The sequence below is a fragment of the Paenarthrobacter sp. 2TAF44 genome (assembly GCF_052114885.1).
Taxonomy (GTDB): domain Bacteria; phylum Actinomycetota; class Actinomycetes; order Actinomycetales; family Micrococcaceae; genus Arthrobacter.
Genome location: NZ_JBFRFP010000006.1, coordinates 19,162 through 35,087, shown reverse-complemented (window position 1 = coordinate 35,087; position 15,926 = coordinate 19,162). Strand labels below are relative to the sequence as shown.

14 protein-coding genes are annotated in these 15,926 nt (G+C 59.4%); 9 read left to right on the top strand and 5 right to left on the bottom strand.

Features of this window, described 5'->3' with window-relative positions; genetic code table 11:
* Positions 1-710 precede the first annotated feature (710 nt).
* From AB4Z15_RS07970 to AB4Z15_RS07930, 9 genes are all read left to right on the top strand, one after another.
* Positions 711-1,571, top strand: a complete 861-nt coding sequence (locus tag AB4Z15_RS07970) for an acetoacetate decarboxylase family protein (protein ID WP_442016845.1) — start codon at positions 711-713, stop codon at positions 1,569-1,571.
* A gap of 117 nt (positions 1,572-1,688) precedes the next feature.
* The gene (locus AB4Z15_RS07965) at positions 1,689-2,006 is read left to right on the top strand and encodes a DMT family transporter (protein WP_442016844.1); all 318 of its coding nucleotides are present in this window, start codon (positions 1,689-1,691) and stop codon (positions 2,004-2,006) included.
* A 43-nt stretch (positions 2,007-2,049) separates the two neighbouring features.
* Positions 2,050-2,802 (top strand): SDR family NAD(P)-dependent oxidoreductase, encoded by a 753-nt coding sequence (locus tag AB4Z15_RS07960; RefSeq protein WP_442016843.1) that lies wholly within the window; start codon positions 2,050-2,052, stop codon positions 2,800-2,802.
* 52 nt (positions 2,803-2,854) lie between these two features.
* Positions 2,855-3,223 (top strand): DMT family transporter, encoded by a 369-nt coding sequence (locus AB4Z15_RS07955; RefSeq protein WP_442016842.1) that lies wholly within the window; start codon positions 2,855-2,857, stop codon positions 3,221-3,223.
* A gap of 121 nt (positions 3,224-3,344) precedes the next feature.
* On the top strand, positions 3,345-4,817 hold the full coding sequence (locus AB4Z15_RS07950; RefSeq protein WP_442016841.1) for an APC family permease: 1,473 nt from the start codon (positions 3,345-3,347) through the stop codon (positions 4,815-4,817).
* Positions 4,818-4,853: 36 nt separating this feature from the next.
* Positions 4,854-5,642, top strand: coding sequence for an SDR family NAD(P)-dependent oxidoreductase (locus tag AB4Z15_RS07945; RefSeq protein WP_442016840.1), 789 nt, complete (start codon positions 4,854-4,856; stop codon positions 5,640-5,642).
* 345 nt (positions 5,643-5,987) lie between these two features.
* Positions 5,988-6,851 (top strand): formyltetrahydrofolate deformylase, encoded by an 864-nt coding sequence (gene purU / locus AB4Z15_RS07940; protein WP_442016839.1) that lies wholly within the window; start codon positions 5,988-5,990, stop codon positions 6,849-6,851.
* A gap of 52 nt (positions 6,852-6,903) precedes the next feature.
* Positions 6,904-9,390, top strand: a complete 2,487-nt coding sequence (locus AB4Z15_RS07935; protein WP_442016838.1) for a GcvT family protein — start codon at positions 6,904-6,906, stop codon at positions 9,388-9,390.
* Between the two features lie 91 nt (positions 9,391-9,481).
* Positions 9,482-10,417, top strand: coding sequence for a bifunctional methylenetetrahydrofolate dehydrogenase/methenyltetrahydrofolate cyclohydrolase (locus tag AB4Z15_RS07930; RefSeq protein WP_442016837.1), 936 nt, complete (start codon positions 9,482-9,484; stop codon positions 10,415-10,417).
* Between the two features lie 263 nt (positions 10,418-10,680).
* On the opposite strand, the gene AB4Z15_RS07925 is transcribed toward AB4Z15_RS07930, so the two are convergent.
* The 5 genes from AB4Z15_RS07925 to AB4Z15_RS07905 all read right to left on the bottom strand — a co-directional run bounded on the left by AB4Z15_RS07925 (position 10,681) and on the right by AB4Z15_RS07905 (position 15,795).
* Positions 10,681-10,908, bottom strand: coding sequence for a hypothetical protein (locus tag AB4Z15_RS07925; protein ID WP_442016836.1), 228 nt, complete (start codon positions 10,906-10,908; stop codon positions 10,681-10,683).
* Positions 10,905-12,293 (bottom strand): NAD-dependent succinate-semialdehyde dehydrogenase, encoded by a 1,389-nt coding sequence (locus AB4Z15_RS07920; protein WP_442016835.1) that lies wholly within the window; start codon positions 12,291-12,293, stop codon positions 10,905-10,907. The genes AB4Z15_RS07925 and AB4Z15_RS07920 overlap by 4 nt, the downstream gene beginning before the upstream one ends.
* Before the next feature lie 221 nt (positions 12,294-12,514).
* Complete coding sequence (locus AB4Z15_RS07915; RefSeq protein WP_442016834.1) at positions 12,515-14,083, bottom strand: aldehyde dehydrogenase family protein; 1,569 nt, start codon at positions 14,081-14,083, stop codon at positions 12,515-12,517.
* A 93-nt stretch (positions 14,084-14,176) separates the two neighbouring features.
* A complete protein-coding gene (locus AB4Z15_RS07910; protein ID WP_442016833.1) occupies positions 14,177-14,527 on the bottom strand; it encodes a cupin domain-containing protein in 351 nt (116 codons plus the stop codon).
* Positions 14,524-15,795, bottom strand: a complete 1,272-nt coding sequence (locus AB4Z15_RS07905) for a flavin monoamine oxidase family protein (RefSeq protein WP_442016832.1) — start codon at positions 15,793-15,795, stop codon at positions 14,524-14,526. The genes AB4Z15_RS07910 and AB4Z15_RS07905 overlap by 4 nt, the downstream gene beginning before the upstream one ends.
* Positions 15,796-15,926: the final 131 nt, after the last annotated feature.

Below are 15,926 nucleotides of genomic sequence, written 5' to 3'. Positions count from 1 at the left end.
AAATCGAGCCCATTCTGTGGCTGGTGGGACAGCGAACCAGGTTTGTTACGCAAGGGCCCGTGATTAGGACAGGGACCGAGGACACCATGGTGTCCTCGGTCCCTGTCGGCTTGCAGGGCGAACGGGGCAACATCCCAATCAGTTTGATCAAGACGAGGAAACGTCCATTGAGGCCTTACTCGCCCTACCCAAATGCTTCGTGCAGAACCGACCGATCAGGTCGTCGACGGCGGTCCCGCGGCCGGATACCTGGAAGTCGAGAACCAAGTCCCATGGGCTCGTGCTTACCAAATGTCATGCCACGGCGGCCATGGAGAACGCCAGTTCCTCAACACGTGTAATCCGCACATTCTCTACTACCGGCCCCCTCCCTGTCGCCCGCGCTGTTCGCTCAGACCATGAAACGTTCGCCTGCTCGCAGGTAAGAGACGGCGTCTCCTGTAGTGAATCACCGTTACGCGCTATTGCACACCCTGAGTTGTCAGTGCTGTCGGACCGCTGCCCAACACGTACGAAAGTGATCAGAACGGTCAAAACGAGGACCTACCCGTTACGGTGATAACCATCACAAATTTTTGCATGAGTATGATGACCCTCACAATTTCATTGCTTCGTACTATTGGGTGGCGCAGCGAGTGGTGGTTTTGTTGGTGTTAGCACCCTTGCAGCCCTAGACCAAGGGCGCTACACCAGCTAAGAAAGGGCATCTCATGCCGGGATATGTGAAGACCAAAGAAGAAGTTCAGAGGATCGAGGACTTCGTTGCGCCGTCCAGGTTCACTTGCGACGAAATCGGCGTCTATTTCAAGACGACGTGGGACTACGCCAAGTCTGTCCTTCCTCCCATCTTTGAGCCCCTGGGCGACGAAGAAGCCGGGACTTGTGACGCATACGCGAACGTCACCCAGTACGAAAGCGCCTACTGCGGAACTTTCGACGGAGCCATCGTTTCCATCCTTTGCAAGTACGGTGACATCGAGGGTTACTGGATGTTGACCGAGATCATTTCGCCCGAACTTCCCGTGGCGATCGGACGCGAGCTCTGGGGTGAAGTCAAGAAAAACGGCAACGGACGGATCTGGCGGGATGGTGCAAACGTCCGCGCGACGGGTGACCGACGTGGTATCCAGGTCATGGAAATCAACGCCGACATCACCGGCCCTGACCAAGGACCACACGTTGTTGACAGCAACGGGTTCGACATCAAGATGTTCCCCCACTCCAACGGGCGTGGCCTCCAGTACCCGCCGCTGTTGAACATTTGGGACATCAAGTACGAGTACACCTCCTACCGCGAAGGCACCGCCACTCTCGAGTGGGGTCACTCCAAGTGGGACCCTACGGACACCATCCCCATTGTCTCCGTCGACAAAGCCATTGACGCCCAGTTCGCCGGTTACTGGCCCCTCGGGCAGCAGATCGAACTCGAGGATCCCGATAACGTCTACGCCGGGTACATGTGGGGTCGCGGCTTTGATGATCCGACCTGGATGCCAATCGCCCACCGCTTCAAGGGCCTGGACCAGTTGAACCCTGATCCTGACCGTCAGACAGCAAAACTCAACGCCTAAAGCCGCCGAGAATCCAGGCTTCAAATTGACTTCTCCGAGATGGAGCCTGGATCTCTGGGGGGCTGCCGGGCCCGAAACCGGCATCCCGCTCCATCCGATCATTGGAAGGAACCCGCAATGATGTGGCCGCTTCTCATACTCGCTATAGCAGCAGAGGTTGCGGCAACAACCTTGCTGCCGAAAACCAAAGAATTCCGACGATTGAAACCCACACTCGTCGTTGCCTGTCTGTACACGATCGCTTTTGCGCTGCTTGCCCAGATACTCCGGTTCACTGACATGGGGATCGCATACGCACTCTGGGCCGGCCTGGGAACAGCAGCCATCGCGGCTGTGGGGATCATTTTCCGCGGCGAGCAGGCTAGTTGGAAGCATGGCCTAGGGATGGTTTTGGTCGTGTCAGGCATCGTGGCACTGAACCTTCAATCCCATTGACCCACATTCAATCGATGGCAACATCCCTGTAAGGACGAACATCATGCACACCAACAAACGGCTCGAAGGTATGACGGTCCTGATTACCGGCGGCGCCCGCGGCATGGGTGCAAGTCACGCAGAGGTTCTCGCTCAGCATGGAGCACGGATTGTCATCGGTGACATCCTTGACGGCATCGGTGATGAATTTGCAGAAGCCGCAAGTGGGCGGGGCCTGTCCATCCGATACGTCCACCTGGATGTCACTGACGAAGCATCATGGGCAGACGTGCTCACGGATATCAATGGTTCCGAAGGCGAAGTCAATGTTCTGGTCAACAACGCCGGTATCACTGGCGCACCGGGAGGCTTCGAAGTCGAAGACCCGGCAGCCTGGAGCAAGACCGTTGCTGTGAACCAAACAGGTTCCTACTTGGGCATGCGCGCGGTTGTCCCCTCGATGCGCCGCGCTGGGGGTGGTTCCATCATCAACATTTCCTCCATCCTCGGTTACATCGGCGATGGGGAGTATTTCGCGTATAACGCGACGAAGGGTGCGTTGCGGCTTATGACCCGCAGCGCCGCAGTAAAGCTCGCACCTGACAATATCCGGGTAAACACCGTGTGCCCGGGAATGGTGCGTACACCGATGAACGAAGCGGAGGTCGACGCTGACTCCTACGTCGCAGCCACGCCCATGAAGCGGATGGCTGACCCGGCGGAAATCTCCAACGCAGTCCTGTTCCTGGCCTCCGGCGAATCATCCTTCGTCACCGGCACGGACCTAGTAGTGGATGGAGGATACCTTGCACTCTGACGAGCAAACCCTTCCCCACGAGCGCACTGGAATCCCGGCCAGGAAAATGCCGATGAGGGGCTGGCTGTTCCTTTCCGGGGCAATTGGCGCCGAGATTACCGGCACAATACTTCTTGATTACTCTGAAGGATTTCAGCTCCCCGTACAAACTACGACGGCGCTCACACTCTATGCACTCTCGTTCTACCTCTTAACACATGCCCTCAGGTCTGTCGCTCTGAGCATTGCCTACGCCACATGGTCGGGCATCGGCACCGTCGCCGTGGCAGCCGCCGGAGTCCTCCTGCACAACGAAGTGGTTTCCTGGGGGAAAGCCGCCGCCATCGCCGCCGTGATAGGCGGAGTTGTTCTTATCAACTTCGCCAACCGTCAGCAGCAGCCGCCACCCGGAGCCCATCCGGCCCCGGAACAGGCCCACTGAAGAACCTTGTCCCTTCTACGCAACTTCACCTGCTTGATTCTGGGGACTCAGCAGGACCTCGTTGCACTCCCTCCACCCGCGCAATCCCGCGCTCATATCCTTAGTCAAATTGGAGCCAGTCATGAGCACCGTTAACGATCTAACGGCCGTCCCCGATTCAGAACCAGGGGCACCAGCCTCCGGCCGCCGACTCACCGGCAAACTCAGCACCTTCGACATCGTCTTCACCGTCCTGGCGTTCAACGCGCCCCTGTCGGTGTTCGTCGGGTTCATTCCAGTCATCATCGGCTCCGGCAACCAGCTAGGGGCTCCAACCGCCTACCTGGCCGCAGGAGCGTTGATTCTGCTGTTCGCTGTCGGATTCACCACCATGGGCCGGCACCTTCCGAACCCGGGAGCCTTCTACGCCTACATCACTGCCGGCCTCGGAAAGCCACTGGGACTAGGGTCATCCTTCTTGGCCGTTGTTTCGTATTTCTTCATCTTGGTGGGCGGTTACGCCTTTGGGGGCATTTCCCTGGAGGCCCTCGTCACGGACGTTCTGGGAGGGCCCGAGGTACCGTGGTGGGTCTACACATTGGTGCTGATGACAGCTGCCGGGACTTTGGGCTACTTCAAGATCAGCCTCTCGGCCAAAATCCTCACTATCTCAATGATCTGCGAAGTGATCCTGATGGTCGCCTTCGACATCGCAGCCTTCATCAACGGGGGCCCTGAAGGCATCAGCGCCAAACCCTTCGAACCGGCAAACATCGTCTCCGGCAACATCGGCCTGGCCCTGCTGTTCGGCATCGTCTGCTACGCCGGATTCGAGGCGACCGCAGTCTTCCGAGAAGAAGCACGCGAACCCGAAAAAACCGTCCCGCGGGCCACCTACATCGCGATCCTGTCCATGGGCGCCATCTACGCCCTGACCGCTTGGGCACAGATCACGGCCATCGGCACGGGAACCGTTGTCGAAGCCTCCGCGACCGACCCAACCGGAACCGTTCTGACGGTCGTCTCCCAGCTTCTGGGCAAAATCGTCATGGACGTCATGATCGTGCTCCTGTGCTCCAGCATCTTCGCGGCCAACCTCGCAACACACAACATCAGCGCACGCTACCTCTACTCCCTGAGCGTCGACCGTGTGTTCCCGGCCGCACTGAGCCGCGTACATGGCAAACACGACTCACCGCACGTGGCCTCACTGTCGACCAGCGTAATCGCTTTGATCTTCCTCGCAGTCGTTGTCGCCGCCGGAGCAGACGGAGCCACCCTATATGCCGTCCTTGTAGGCGTCGGCGGATACGCCCTGATCCTCTTGCTGATACTCACCAGCGCAGCCGTGGTGGTCTACTTCCACAAACGCCCGGAACTGAAAGTCAACCGCTGGAAGTCGCAGATGGCTCCCGTCCTGGCAACCCTGGGATTGATCGTCGCCGGCGTGTTGGCCACTCAGAACATCGCCATCATGATCGGCGGCGACGAAGCCCTAGCCACATTCCTGATGGCGTTGTTCTACGGATGCATCGTCCTTGGGATCATCCTTGCCCTGATCTTCAAGCGCACAAAGCCTGAAACCTATGCACGTATCGGCCGCCAGGACCTCTAAACGCCCTCAAACCCATCGATAAAGGAACCGAACATCATGACTTCCACCAACAAGCCTGTCGCTCTTGTGACCGGAGCAGCGGGTGGCATCGGCAGGGCAACGGCGCTGAACCTGTCCCGGACCCACACGGTCATCCTCGTGGACCGCGATCAGAATCAGTTGGAGAAGTCCGCGAATCTCATCTCAGAAGCCGGAGGAAGCCCGGCTGCGTTCGTCGCCGACGTCACGGATTTGAACTCGATGCAAGGCGTCGTACGCGACGGCGAAGCGTTCCTGGGACCCATTAGTGCAGCCATTGCCTGCGCCGGGATCGAAGTACAAGGCAGCGTCCTGGACCTGACATTGGAGGAATGGAACCGTTCCTTGGCGGTCAACCTCACCGGTTCTTTCGTTACGGCCAAGACCACCATGAAATCCCTCATCGCCAGCAATGGAACTTTCACAGCCATCGCTTCCGACGCCGGTACCAACGGCGCGCAGGGCTACTCAGCGTACGTCGCCGCCAAGCATGGTGTGGTTGGTCTGATTCGATGCCTGGCCTTGGATTTTGGACCGGCAGGTGTCCGGAGCAACGTGATTTGCCCGGGATTCGTGGAGACGCCCATGGCACGACGTCTGTTCGCCCAAAGCTCCGAGGATGAGGTGCAATTTTACAAGAGCTCGGTGCCGCTTGGACGCTTCGCCAAGCCTGAGGAGATCGCGGAGACTGTTCGGCACTTTGTGGAATCCACGTATGCCAACGGCAATGTCTACGCGATCGATGGCGGGGCCACCGCCGGCTACTTCGTGGGTGAGCCGTTCCAGCAGACCCACGTCGCCTCCTGACTTCACAGGGAACGGCTCTGTTGTGCAGCAACGCTTTCACCAGCTGCATAACGGAGCCGTTGGTGTTTAAGGACGTTTCCGACTAAAGAACGTCCCCTGCTGCAGCACCTTCCCGGGGACGATGACGAGAAACCGTTCCACCCCTACTCTTCGAATCATCTTGCATTGATATAAGAAGGTCCGATTATTCTGACATTTACAGTATGGAGATGCCATTCCGGCTCATCTAAATTCGAAGGTACTCAGCTGTTAGCCCACTATTCGCTGATTCGACATTCTCCCCCATCGCGGTTGGCGTTTCTTCACGTACCCCCTGCTTTGATGGGCTTCCCCTAGGAGCAACCTATGGAGCACGATCCCACACGAGAAGTGATTCTCTCTCTCAGCTGTCAGGACACTGTCGGTATCGTCCATGCCGTTTCAGGTTTTCTGGTCGAACAAGGCTGCAACATCCTTGCCAGCCAGCAGTTTGATGACGCATCAATAAATCGCTTCTTCATGCGCGTCCAAGCGAGCTACCCGTCTTCCGTCGCCATCGGCGACTTGAGGGCGGCTTTTCAAGCAACGGCCGATGAATATGCCATGAATTGGACCATGTCCGACGCTACCAACAGGCCACGGATTGCGCTCCTTGTCTCGAAGGCTGAGCACTGCCTCAACGACCTGCTCTTTCGCTGGAGGGCAGGACAGCTAAAGGTTGACTTCCCCTTCATCGCGTCCAACCATGTGACCCTGCAGCCGGTGGCCGAGGCGAACGGCATCCCGTTCTTCCATATCCCGGTCACCCCAGAAACAAAACGGGCAGCAGAGGAGAAGCTTCTGGCGCTGCTCGCCGAACACCAGGTGGACTTGACTGTTCTGGCCCGGTACATGCAGGTACTCAGCGATGACCTCTGCAGCGAACTTGCCGGCAAGGCAATCAATATCCATCACTCGTTTCTTCCCGGCTTTAAGGGCGCCAAGCCCTACCACCAGGCTTTCGACCGCGGCGTCAAGCTTGTCGGGGCCACCGCACACTATGTGACAGCTGAACTCGACGAAGGCCCGATCATCGAGCAGGAAGTGCTTCGTGTAGGCCACGACTACAGCCCCGCTCAACTGGCAATCACCGGGCAGGACGCCGAGCGCCTTGCCCTGGCACGAGCCGTCCAGTGGCACGCCGAACAACGAGTCCTGCTTAACGGCAACCGCACTGTTGTCTTCAACTGACGAACCAACGACATCCCTGCGCCCCTTCCAGGGGGCACCCACCCGAAGAGAAGTGAGTATTACCATGGACCGCCTCGTCGACCGCACCATCAGTGCAAAAGCTTTTACAGACTCATCCCGGGATCCCCTGCCCCAACGGGTACGGACGGTCGTCGTCGGTGGTGGGATCGTAGGCAGCAGCATCGCGTACCACCTGGTAGCAGCAGGTGACAACGACGTTCTGCTGCTCGAAAGCAACGTTCTCGGCAGCGGAACCTCATGGCACGCGGCCGGTCTTGTGACAGGGGCGCGCGGCTCCTCCACTCTGACCAAGCTGGCCAAGTACGGCCTGGAGATGTACGCCCAGCTCGAGGAGATGTCCGGCATTGACGTGTCCTTCCAACGATGCGGATCTCTGAGCGTCGCCCGCACACCTGGGCGCCTCGATGAGATCCTTTACGCCAAAGACGTCGCCGACCAGCAGGGTGTCCGCACCGAACTGCTCAGCGAAGAACGCTTTGCAGACGTATGGCCCTTGGCCAGCCATGCAGGGGTTCTCGGCGCATTGCTGCTTCCAGATGACGGACACATCAACCCTGGCTACGCCACCATCGCATTCGCCAAGCTGGCTCACCAGCTGGGCGCGCAGATCCGCGAAGGCGTGACGGTCGAGAAGATCCTGCAGGAGGACGACAAGGTCGTGGGCGTCCGCACGACTCAGGGCATTGTCGAGTGCGACCGGGTGGTTCTGGCTTGTGGACTGTGGACACGGGACCTGGCCCGCAGCGCCGGAGTTCATGTGCCGCTGTACGCCGCCGAGCACGTACATGTCCGGTCCGGCCCGATAGATGGTGCCGCGCCCGAGCTGCCCGTTTTCCGCGATCTCGACAGCAGCTACTATCTTCGCCACGAACAAGGCAGCCTGTTGGTTGGCGCCTTCGAACCGGACGGGCTCCCCCGCCCGGTAGAAGACATCTCGACAACCGGTTTTGCCGAATTTGATCCTAACTGGCATCATTTCGCACCGATCCGGGCGAAAGCTGAAACCACTGTCCCGATGCTGTCCACGGCCGGATATGACCGTTTCCTCAACGCACCAGAGAGTTTCACTCCCGATGCGAACTTCGCCATTGGGGAGACCTCGGAAGTTGCCAGCCTCTACGTCGCTGCTGGTTTCAATTCCCAGGGCATCATTTTCGCCCCTGGGGTCGGTAAAGAGCTTGCTGATTGGATCATCTCAGGAGCTACCCGCTTTGATTCTTCCAGTGTCGACGTCCAGCGCTTTTCGCGCCATCAGAACAGCCGCAAGTACCTGCAGGCCCGGACCAAGGAAGGTCTCGGTCGGCTTTATGCCATGCACTGGCCGAACCTGCAGATGGAGACGGCACGGAATGTACGCCGGACGCCTCTCCACCACCGGTTGGCCGAACTCGGGGCGTGTTTCGGGGAAGTCAATGGTGGCGAACGCGCGAACTGGTATGGGGATCCGGGGACACAGCCTGCCTATGACTACAGCTACGGTCGCGCCAACTGGTTCTCGAGGGTCGCGGAGGAACACAAGGCCGCGCGCGAAGGTGTGGTTTTGTTCGACCTGAGCCCTTTCGCAAAGTTTGAGGTCGCCGGCCCCGACGCGTTGGCCGTGTGCCAGCAGGCTGCCACAGCCGACATTGACGTTGAGGTGAACAAAGCTGTCTACACACTGTTCCTCAACAACGCCGCAGGAATTGAGCTCGACGGCACCATCACCCGCCTGGGAGAGGACCGGTTCCTGGTCGTGACCCCTTCCTTCACACAACAAAAATCGCTGGCGTATCTGAAGCGTCTCGCAAAGGGCAGAGCCGCATCAGTGTTTGATTGCACAGCCGCCTTGGCCACCATCGGAGTCATGGGGCCCAAGAGCCGGGAGCTGCTTTCCCGTATCTCCCCGGAGGACTGGTCGGATGAAGCCCAAGGGTACACACACGGCCGTACCGTAGAAATCGCCGATGGATACGCGTACAGCTTACGGGTCAGCTTCGTCGGTGAACTCGGCTACGAGCTTTACCCCAGCGCAGACCTGGCTGTAAACATTTTTGACGCTCTCTGGGAAGCGGGCCAAGACCTGGGCATCCGTTTGGCCGGCTACCACGCGCTGGACTCTCTCCGCAGTGAGAAGGGGTTCAGGCACCTGGGCCACGACATCGGCCCGATCGATGATCCGTATTCGGCAGCTCTTCGTTTCACCGTTGCTCTGGACAAGCCTGGCGGGTTCGTTGGGAAAGATGCGTTGCTTAAACTCGATCCTTCAGCCCCGGAGCATCGGACCGTCTACATCGCACTTGAAGACCCCGAGCCGGTGTTTGTCCACGACGAGACCGTCTACTGCAATAACGTCCCCGTTGGCAGGATGACCAGCGGAAGCTACGGGCACACGCTGGGGAGGGCCGTGGGAATCGCAGCAATCGAGCCGGACACGGACCTAACTGGTTCGTTCAAAGTGCAGTGCAAGGGCCAGCTTTACCCGGCAACTGTTTCCCGGCGTCCGTTCTACGACCCTAAGGGCGAACGTCTCCGCGGCTAAGAGTCTCGCAACCACGTCCGCAGCTCCATCAGGAGCTGCGGACACAATGCCTGCCCGGGTGAATCCCGGTGCCCCATGAAAGGAATGACCGATGTCAGAGAACGTATTGGAACGGGAAAACTCCGTTGCCCACCACGGTTTGGGCCGCGTCCTGGACGGTAAAGCCATGGCTGGAACCATCAAGGGCGAGCTCGCCGAACGAGTAGCCGCATTGAAGGAAGCCGGCGCGGCCGTAGGCCTGGGCACGGTCCTGGTCGGGGATGATCCTGCGAGCCACTCGTATGTGGCCGGTAAGCACCGCGATTGCGCAGAAGTGGGTATCGAATCAATCCGCAAAGATCTTCCCGCTGACATTTCACAGGACGAGTTGGAAACGGTCCTGGATGAACTCAACGCTGACCCGGGCACGACCGGATACATTGTCCAGCTCCCGCTGCCGGCGCACATTGATCAGAACGCTGTCCTGGAAAAGATCTCGCCCGAAAAGGACGCCGACGGTCTGCACCCGATTAACCTTGGCCGGCTCGTGCTGAATGTCGCAGGTTCGATCGACTCTCCCCTACCCTGCACACCCAGTGCCATCGTTGAGCTCCTGTCCCGGCATGGGATCGCGTTGCAAGGCTTGGAAGTGCTTGTGATCGGTCGTGGTGTGACCGTTGGCCGGCCGCTTGGCCTGTTGCTTACTCGCCGCGCCGTCAACGCCACGGTGACACTTGCCCATACAGGCTCGGCCGATCTGGGCAAACTCATCTCCCGCGCTGACGTTGTCGTTGCCGCGGCCGGAGTGCCGGGGATGGTCAAGACCAACCAGCTCAAACCGGGCGCGGTAGTCCTTGACGTTGGTGTATCAAGAACAGTGGACGATGCTACCGGTAAGTCCAAGCTCCAGGGTGATGTTGAGTCCGGGGCCGACGCTGTAGCGAGCTGGTACTCCCCGAACCCCGGCGGCGTTGGACCGATGACCAGGGCTATGTTGCTGGTCAATGTCGTGGACATTGCTGCACGAATGGCCTTGAGCGCAGACTAATTTGACCATCAACCCATGCTTCGTCGTCCCCAGCGGCTGCGCAGGCTCGCAACAAGCTCACTACTCCCGCTGAGCATAACGACGAATACCGGCGGTCGGGCATGGATCGGTCCGCCACAGCGAAGTGCCCCGCTTCTGAGGAAGCGGGGCACTTTCGTTGTCACTGCCCTGGCCATAAATCGGCTCCTGCCTTTGGAAATGAACCTGGGGATCAAACAGCAGCAGCGCGGGTCTTTTACGGCCCGCGCTGCTGCTGTTTTGTGTCAGACTCTGTAGAGGGTCAGCAGATCTTCGCTCAGGTGCAGGGAACTCCATCCGATGGGTTCGCTCCGGAGCCAGATGATGCTTCCATCTTCGAAGAGCGCGTCCACGACGGCGCGGGTGATCCGGCCATCGCCGGGATCGACAAGTACTGGCTGGCCAAGAGTCAGCTCCTTCCAGTCGGAGATTTCATTGGTCCGGGCGCGATCCGCGGCCGTGGTTCGGCTCATGGCTGCTCGGTTCCTTCTGTGCGGGGAGCGATCCAGAGGGTCTTCATGTTGGTGAATTCGCGGATGCCGTGACGACCGAGTTCGCGTCCATAACCGGATTTCTTGATGCCGCCAAATGGCAGGCGTGGGTCTGAGACCACCATGCCGTTGATAAAGACCGCTCCAGCGTCGAGGCGGCGCACAATGTCCCTGGCCTTGTCTGTGTCCTTGGTCCACAATGAGGCCGCCAGTCCGAATTCTGTCTGGTTGGCAAACACGATCGCTTCTTCGGTGGACGCGGCACGGGTAATGGCAGCGACCGGGCCAAAAGTCTCTTCGTCGAAAGCCGCCTGCCCCGGGACGACACGATCGATGATGGTTGGCGGGTAGTAATAGCCAGACCCTGCAGGAAGCTCTCCTCCCAGCAGGAGCCGTCCACCGGCTTCCAGGGTACGTTTGACCTGATCGTGGAGCGTGGCCCGGAGGTTCTCCCTGGCCATGGGGCCGATATCGGTTGCAGGGTCCAGCGGGTCACCGAGAATCAGTTCCCGGGCTTGGATTACAAATTCAGCAACGAACTCGTCAGCGATGTCGTCGGCAATGATGAAGCGTTTGGCATTGATGCAGGCCTGGCCGGCGTTGGTGAAACGGGCCTTGACTGCCGTCCGGGCCGCTTCCTTGATATCGGCGTCCGACAGAACGATGAACGGGTCGGAACCGCCGAGTTCCAGAACCTGCTTTTTCAACGCCGCTCCGGCCTGCGAAGCAACGATGGCACCAACCTGAGTGGAGCCCGTCAGCGCGACGGCGGCGATCCTGTCGTCGGCAATGATGTCAGCGACCCGCTCCGGTTCGATCAGGACCGTGGCACAGAGGCCGGGCGCCAAGCCTGCCCTGTCCAGGATGTCCTGAATAGCCAACGCCGAGCGTGGAACGTTGTTCGCGTGTTTGAGGATTACCCCGTTTCCAGCTGCCAGCGCAGGAAGCGCGAAACGGAAAAATTGCCAGAAGGGGTAGTTCCAAGGCATGATGGCCAGCACCACGCCCAGGGGCTCGTAGGCGACGCCGCTCTCTTGAACACCTGCGTCAATGGATTCGAAATCCAAGAATCTCGCAGCATTTTCCGCGTAGAAGTCCGCCGTAGCGGCAGACTTTTCAATTTCGGCCCTGGCCTCGGAAATGGGCTTACCCATTTCAAGGGTGATCAGATGCGCATATTCGTTGACATTCTCACGCAGGATCTTGGCTGTGTTCCGAAGGATTTGCACGCGATCCTCTACCGGTATGAGCCGCCAGGCCCTCTGAGCATCAACGGCGGCAGTGAGGATCCCGTCCAGCTGGAAGTTTGAGTGCGTATCGAATGTTTGCAGTTGTTTGCCCGTAGCCGGGTTGATCGTGGAGATCATGGGATTCTTCCTTTGGGAAAGCGGATAAATGTCCCGTTGTTGGACCAGTCCGGGCAACCGCGGGAAAGTACTCCGCCGCCGTGTTCCGGCTGCGCTTATCAGTCAGAACACGGCGGCAGCTTGGGCTGGTTTACCAGTTCCGTCGCACCAAAGAGGTCATCCGTGCGGCCGTGCCAACAAGGTTGAGAACTTGTGGTCCGATGACCTCAGGTGTCCTAGGGTCAGGCTCCTGCAGCTGCATATGAGTGGGAGCTCTGGTCAGCAGATTCTTCGCTGGTCTGGGCACCCTGCCAGGCTTCCTTGTCCTGGTAGGGGAACCACCAGAAGTCGTGGCTGGAAGCTGCCGGGTCGATCATGACGAGCTTGGTGTGACGGAACGTATCCAGGCCCTCGGCACCGAGTTGGCGGCCGATGCCGGACATCTTACGACCACCGAAGGGGCCTGCGTCATTGTCGAGAATCGGAGCGTTGATCCAGACCATGCCACTGACGATTTCGTTGGTGGCCCGGGTGATTTCTTCGACGTCCTTGGAGTACAACGTGGCGCCAAGGCCGAACGGGGAGTCGTTGGCGACTTTCAGGGCCTCTTCGAAGCTGGAGACCTTGTACACCGGAGCGACTGGTCCGAAGACCTCAGTGGTGAAGAGGTCCATGTCAGGGCGCAATCCTTCAAGAATGGTGGGTGCGTAGAAGAACCCGTCCTGCAGTTCCCCACCGAGGTTGAGCCTGTTTCCGCCGAGAGTGACGGTGGCGCCTTGTTCGACGGCCCGGGCTACGAGCTGTTCAACACGGGCAACCTCTCGTGCGTTTTCCATGGGGCCGAAATCGACCTTGTCGAGGCCGTGTCCGATGCGCAGCTGCTTGACGTTGGCGATGAAGGCTTCCATGAACTGCTCGTAGACGTCTTCGTGGACGAGGATCTTCTCGGCAGAGGTGCAGACCTGGCCAGCGTTAAAGAAGGACGCAAAGGTTGCCGCGCGGGCGGCGACGTCAATGGGAGCAGACGGCATCACCAGGAAAGCGTCACTGCCCGAGGCTTCAATGAGGTGCGGCTTGAAGTGTTCGGCACAGGCACGAGAAACGGCCTGGCCAGTGGCGACGCTGCCGGTGAAGGCGATCATGTGGGTATTTTTGTGGGAAACGAGCTGCTTTGCGGTGTCGGCTCCACCGGAGACGCACTGGACCAGTCCGGCTGGCAGGTGACGGAAGGCCCGCATGAAGGAAAGAGTGGTCAGTGAGGCGTTTTCCGAGGGCTTGACGATCACGGAGTTACCCGCTGCCAAGGCGGCGGCAGCGGACCAGATGAACAGCAGGATCGGGAAGTTCGCGGGCAGGATGCTCACCACCGTACCCATGGGTTCTTTCAGCGTGTAGTGGGTCTGCCCAGGAACGGTAGAGCCAAGAACCGAGCCAATGGAGTGCCGGCCAAGTTCTGCGTAGTAGTCCACTGCCGAGACCGACCACATCAATTCGTCGGCGCTTTCCTTGTAGGGCTTGCCGGTTTCAAGGGTGAGAAGTTCCGCGATTTCGGGAGTGAGCTTCTTGATCTCAGCGGCTACTTCGTGGAGGATCTCCGCGCGCTCAAGTGCAGTCCGGGCGTACCAGGCTTTCTGGGCGGCGTTGGCTGTGGCGACAACGGCTTCGATGTCGTCGTGGCCGACCTCGGCCATTTGGCCGATGACTTTGTTGTTGGAGGGATCCACGACGTCTCGGCCCTGCTCTGCGGGGACGTATTCCCCGTTATGGAAAAAGGTGTTGCTGACTCGAGCGAATTCGAGATTGGCATTCATGAGTGATTCCTTACGTTGTTCATTGGTGAGGTAAGAAGTAAAGCGAGTGGAGAGGCCAAGCTGGTGTCGATGGTTGGTTTGTTGGTGAAAGCCCTACTTTGTCCGGACGATGGAATACGACTTCACGAGCTCTCTTTGTACCTTCCACCGGCCCGTCCATCCTTCCGGGAGGGCCACAACGGTCCCGGTCCGGAGCTCTATTTCCTGCCCTGTGTCCTCGATGAGTTGCCCATGGCCCTCTATGATGTGGATGAACTCCCGGTAGCCGGTCAGTTTGGTGGTGAATTCGCCGGGAGCGACCTTCCAAAGCCCAGAGTCCGTGGTGGGATCGCTATAGAGCACCAGCGTGCTGGCTGCCGGCTCTCCCGAAATAACGCGTTCGGGACTGATAGCGACAGGTGCCGGCCACTGGATATCATCCGTCGTTGTTACTGCCGTGGTCATGCGCTGACCGCCTCGGCCTTTGGGCCCCGAACAGCGGTTCGGATCCTGGCCGCTGCGCGTTCGCCGCTGCGCAGTGCACCTTCCATCAGTCCGGTGAAGTCCGGATCAGCGTATTCACCTGCGAAGAAAATGCTGCCCACAGGGCGTTCGAGCTCTTCTGAATCCTGTTTTCCGCCGCCAGGGGCGAAAGCGCCGTAAGCACCGCGTGCGAGAGGGTCGTTGCGCCAAACGGTGGTTACGGCCTCGCTGTCGCTGAAGTCCAGTTCCGGGCGAATGTACCGGGCATGGGTGATCCAGGCGTTGAAATCCCCGTCGCCTTGTGCACGATCCAAGGCCCCAGGGGAGCCCATGAAAGAATTGAGTACAGGAGTGACCGTGCCTGTGTTATCCAAAGCAGTCCAAGTCCAGAACCGACCGTTCGTCGACATAACCGCACTGGTTTTTGGGACGGACTTCAAGGGAAGGTGAAGCTTTGCGGCATGTCCTTGCAGGACCCGGTTCAGTGCAGCTTTCTTCCACCCGGGAACCGATATAGCAATCGCGGACGGGTCACGCACGATAGATAACGGAAGGGCTGCAACAACTGCATCGTAGACGGCACTGCCGGTCGATGTTTCCACGAGTACTTCGTCCCCGAGGTCGGTCACGGAGTGAACGGATTCCCGGTAGCGTACAGCAGTGCCAAGACGTGCGGCCAGGGCCCTTGGGAGTTCCTGGTTTCCGCCGCTTATTCTCCAGCTCGGGCGTGGTTCGAAAGAAGCTATGTGCTCAAGAGTGTCAGCGCTGACTTGATCTGCCGCAACGGCGGTTGAGATTTCGATGCGCCCGCGGAGTGCATCAACGAGCCGGTCGTTGCCTTCCAAGCGTTGCAGGACGGTTTCTGCTGATGGCGGGGATGGGTAAGTCCGGGCGATGGTTGCAGCAGCCCGGCCTGCTTCGACCACGTCCTGGGTGCTGATTTCGGGAGTGTCCGCCAACGCTCGAACGTAGTAGCTCATGCCGGTGTCCACGAGCGAAAGACCGGTCAAATCCAGTAACCGCCGCATCGTCGTGTAGCCATGCAAGACGAACTCCGCGCCTCGCTCGATGACGCAGGGCCGGTCGTGGCCGGCAGTAATTGTCTCTGACCATACACGGCCACCGGACCGGTCCCGAGCCTCGAAAACGGTTACATCGAATCCATCGGCTTTCAGCTGCGTGGCAGCTGCCAGACCGGCGAGTCCGGCGCCCAGTACCGCGACGCGCGAACCTTCACGAAGTGCGCTCATGATGCAACCTCCATCCAACGGGCCAGGGTTACGCGCGCCCGGACACCACTTCTCCACGCTGCGGCCCGCACCGCGGAGGAAGGGGCAATATCTGAGGCCATGTCTGAGTCATCTCCTTTGATGAGTTTTGT

Excerpts from the sequence above, each read along its gene's own strand:
- AB4Z15_RS07970 (WP_442016845.1), top strand. The coding sequence starts at position 711 with ATGCCGGGATATGTGAAGACCAAAGAAGAAGTTCAGAGGATCGAGGAC.
- AB4Z15_RS07965 (WP_442016844.1), top strand. The coding sequence starts at position 1,689 with ATGATGTGGCCGCTTCTCATACTCGCTATAGCAGCAGAGGTTGCGGCA.
- AB4Z15_RS07960 (WP_442016843.1), top strand. The coding sequence starts at position 2,050 with ATGCACACCAACAAACGGCTCGAAGGTATGACGGTCCTGATTACCGGC.
- AB4Z15_RS07955 (WP_442016842.1), top strand. The coding sequence starts at position 2,855 with ATGAGGGGCTGGCTGTTCCTTTCCGGGGCAATTGGCGCCGAGATTACC.
- AB4Z15_RS07950 (WP_442016841.1), top strand. The coding sequence starts at position 3,345 with ATGAGCACCGTTAACGATCTAACGGCCGTCCCCGATTCAGAACCAGGG.
- AB4Z15_RS07945 (WP_442016840.1), top strand. The coding sequence starts at position 4,854 with ATGACTTCCACCAACAAGCCTGTCGCTCTTGTGACCGGAGCAGCGGGT.
- purU (WP_442016839.1), top strand. The coding sequence starts at position 5,988 with ATGGAGCACGATCCCACACGAGAAGTGATTCTCTCTCTCAGCTGTCAG.
- AB4Z15_RS07930 (WP_442016837.1), top strand. The coding sequence starts at position 9,482 with ATGTCAGAGAACGTATTGGAACGGGAAAACTCCGTTGCCCACCACGGT.
- AB4Z15_RS07925 (WP_442016836.1), bottom strand. The coding sequence starts at position 10,908 with ATGAGCCGAACCACGGCCGCGGATCGCGCCCGGACCAATGAAATCTCC.
- AB4Z15_RS07920 (WP_442016835.1), bottom strand. The coding sequence starts at position 12,293 with ATGATCTCCACGATCAACCCGGCTACGGGCAAACAACTGCAAACATTC.
- AB4Z15_RS07915 (WP_442016834.1), bottom strand. The coding sequence starts at position 14,083 with ATGAATGCCAATCTCGAATTCGCTCGAGTCAGCAACACCTTTTTCCAT.
- AB4Z15_RS07910 (WP_442016833.1), bottom strand. The coding sequence starts at position 14,527 with ATGACCACGGCAGTAACAACGACGGATGATATCCAGTGGCCGGCACCT.
- AB4Z15_RS07905 (WP_442016832.1), bottom strand. The coding sequence starts at position 15,795 with ATGAGCGCACTTCGTGAAGGTTCGCGCGTCGCGGTACTGGGCGCCGGA.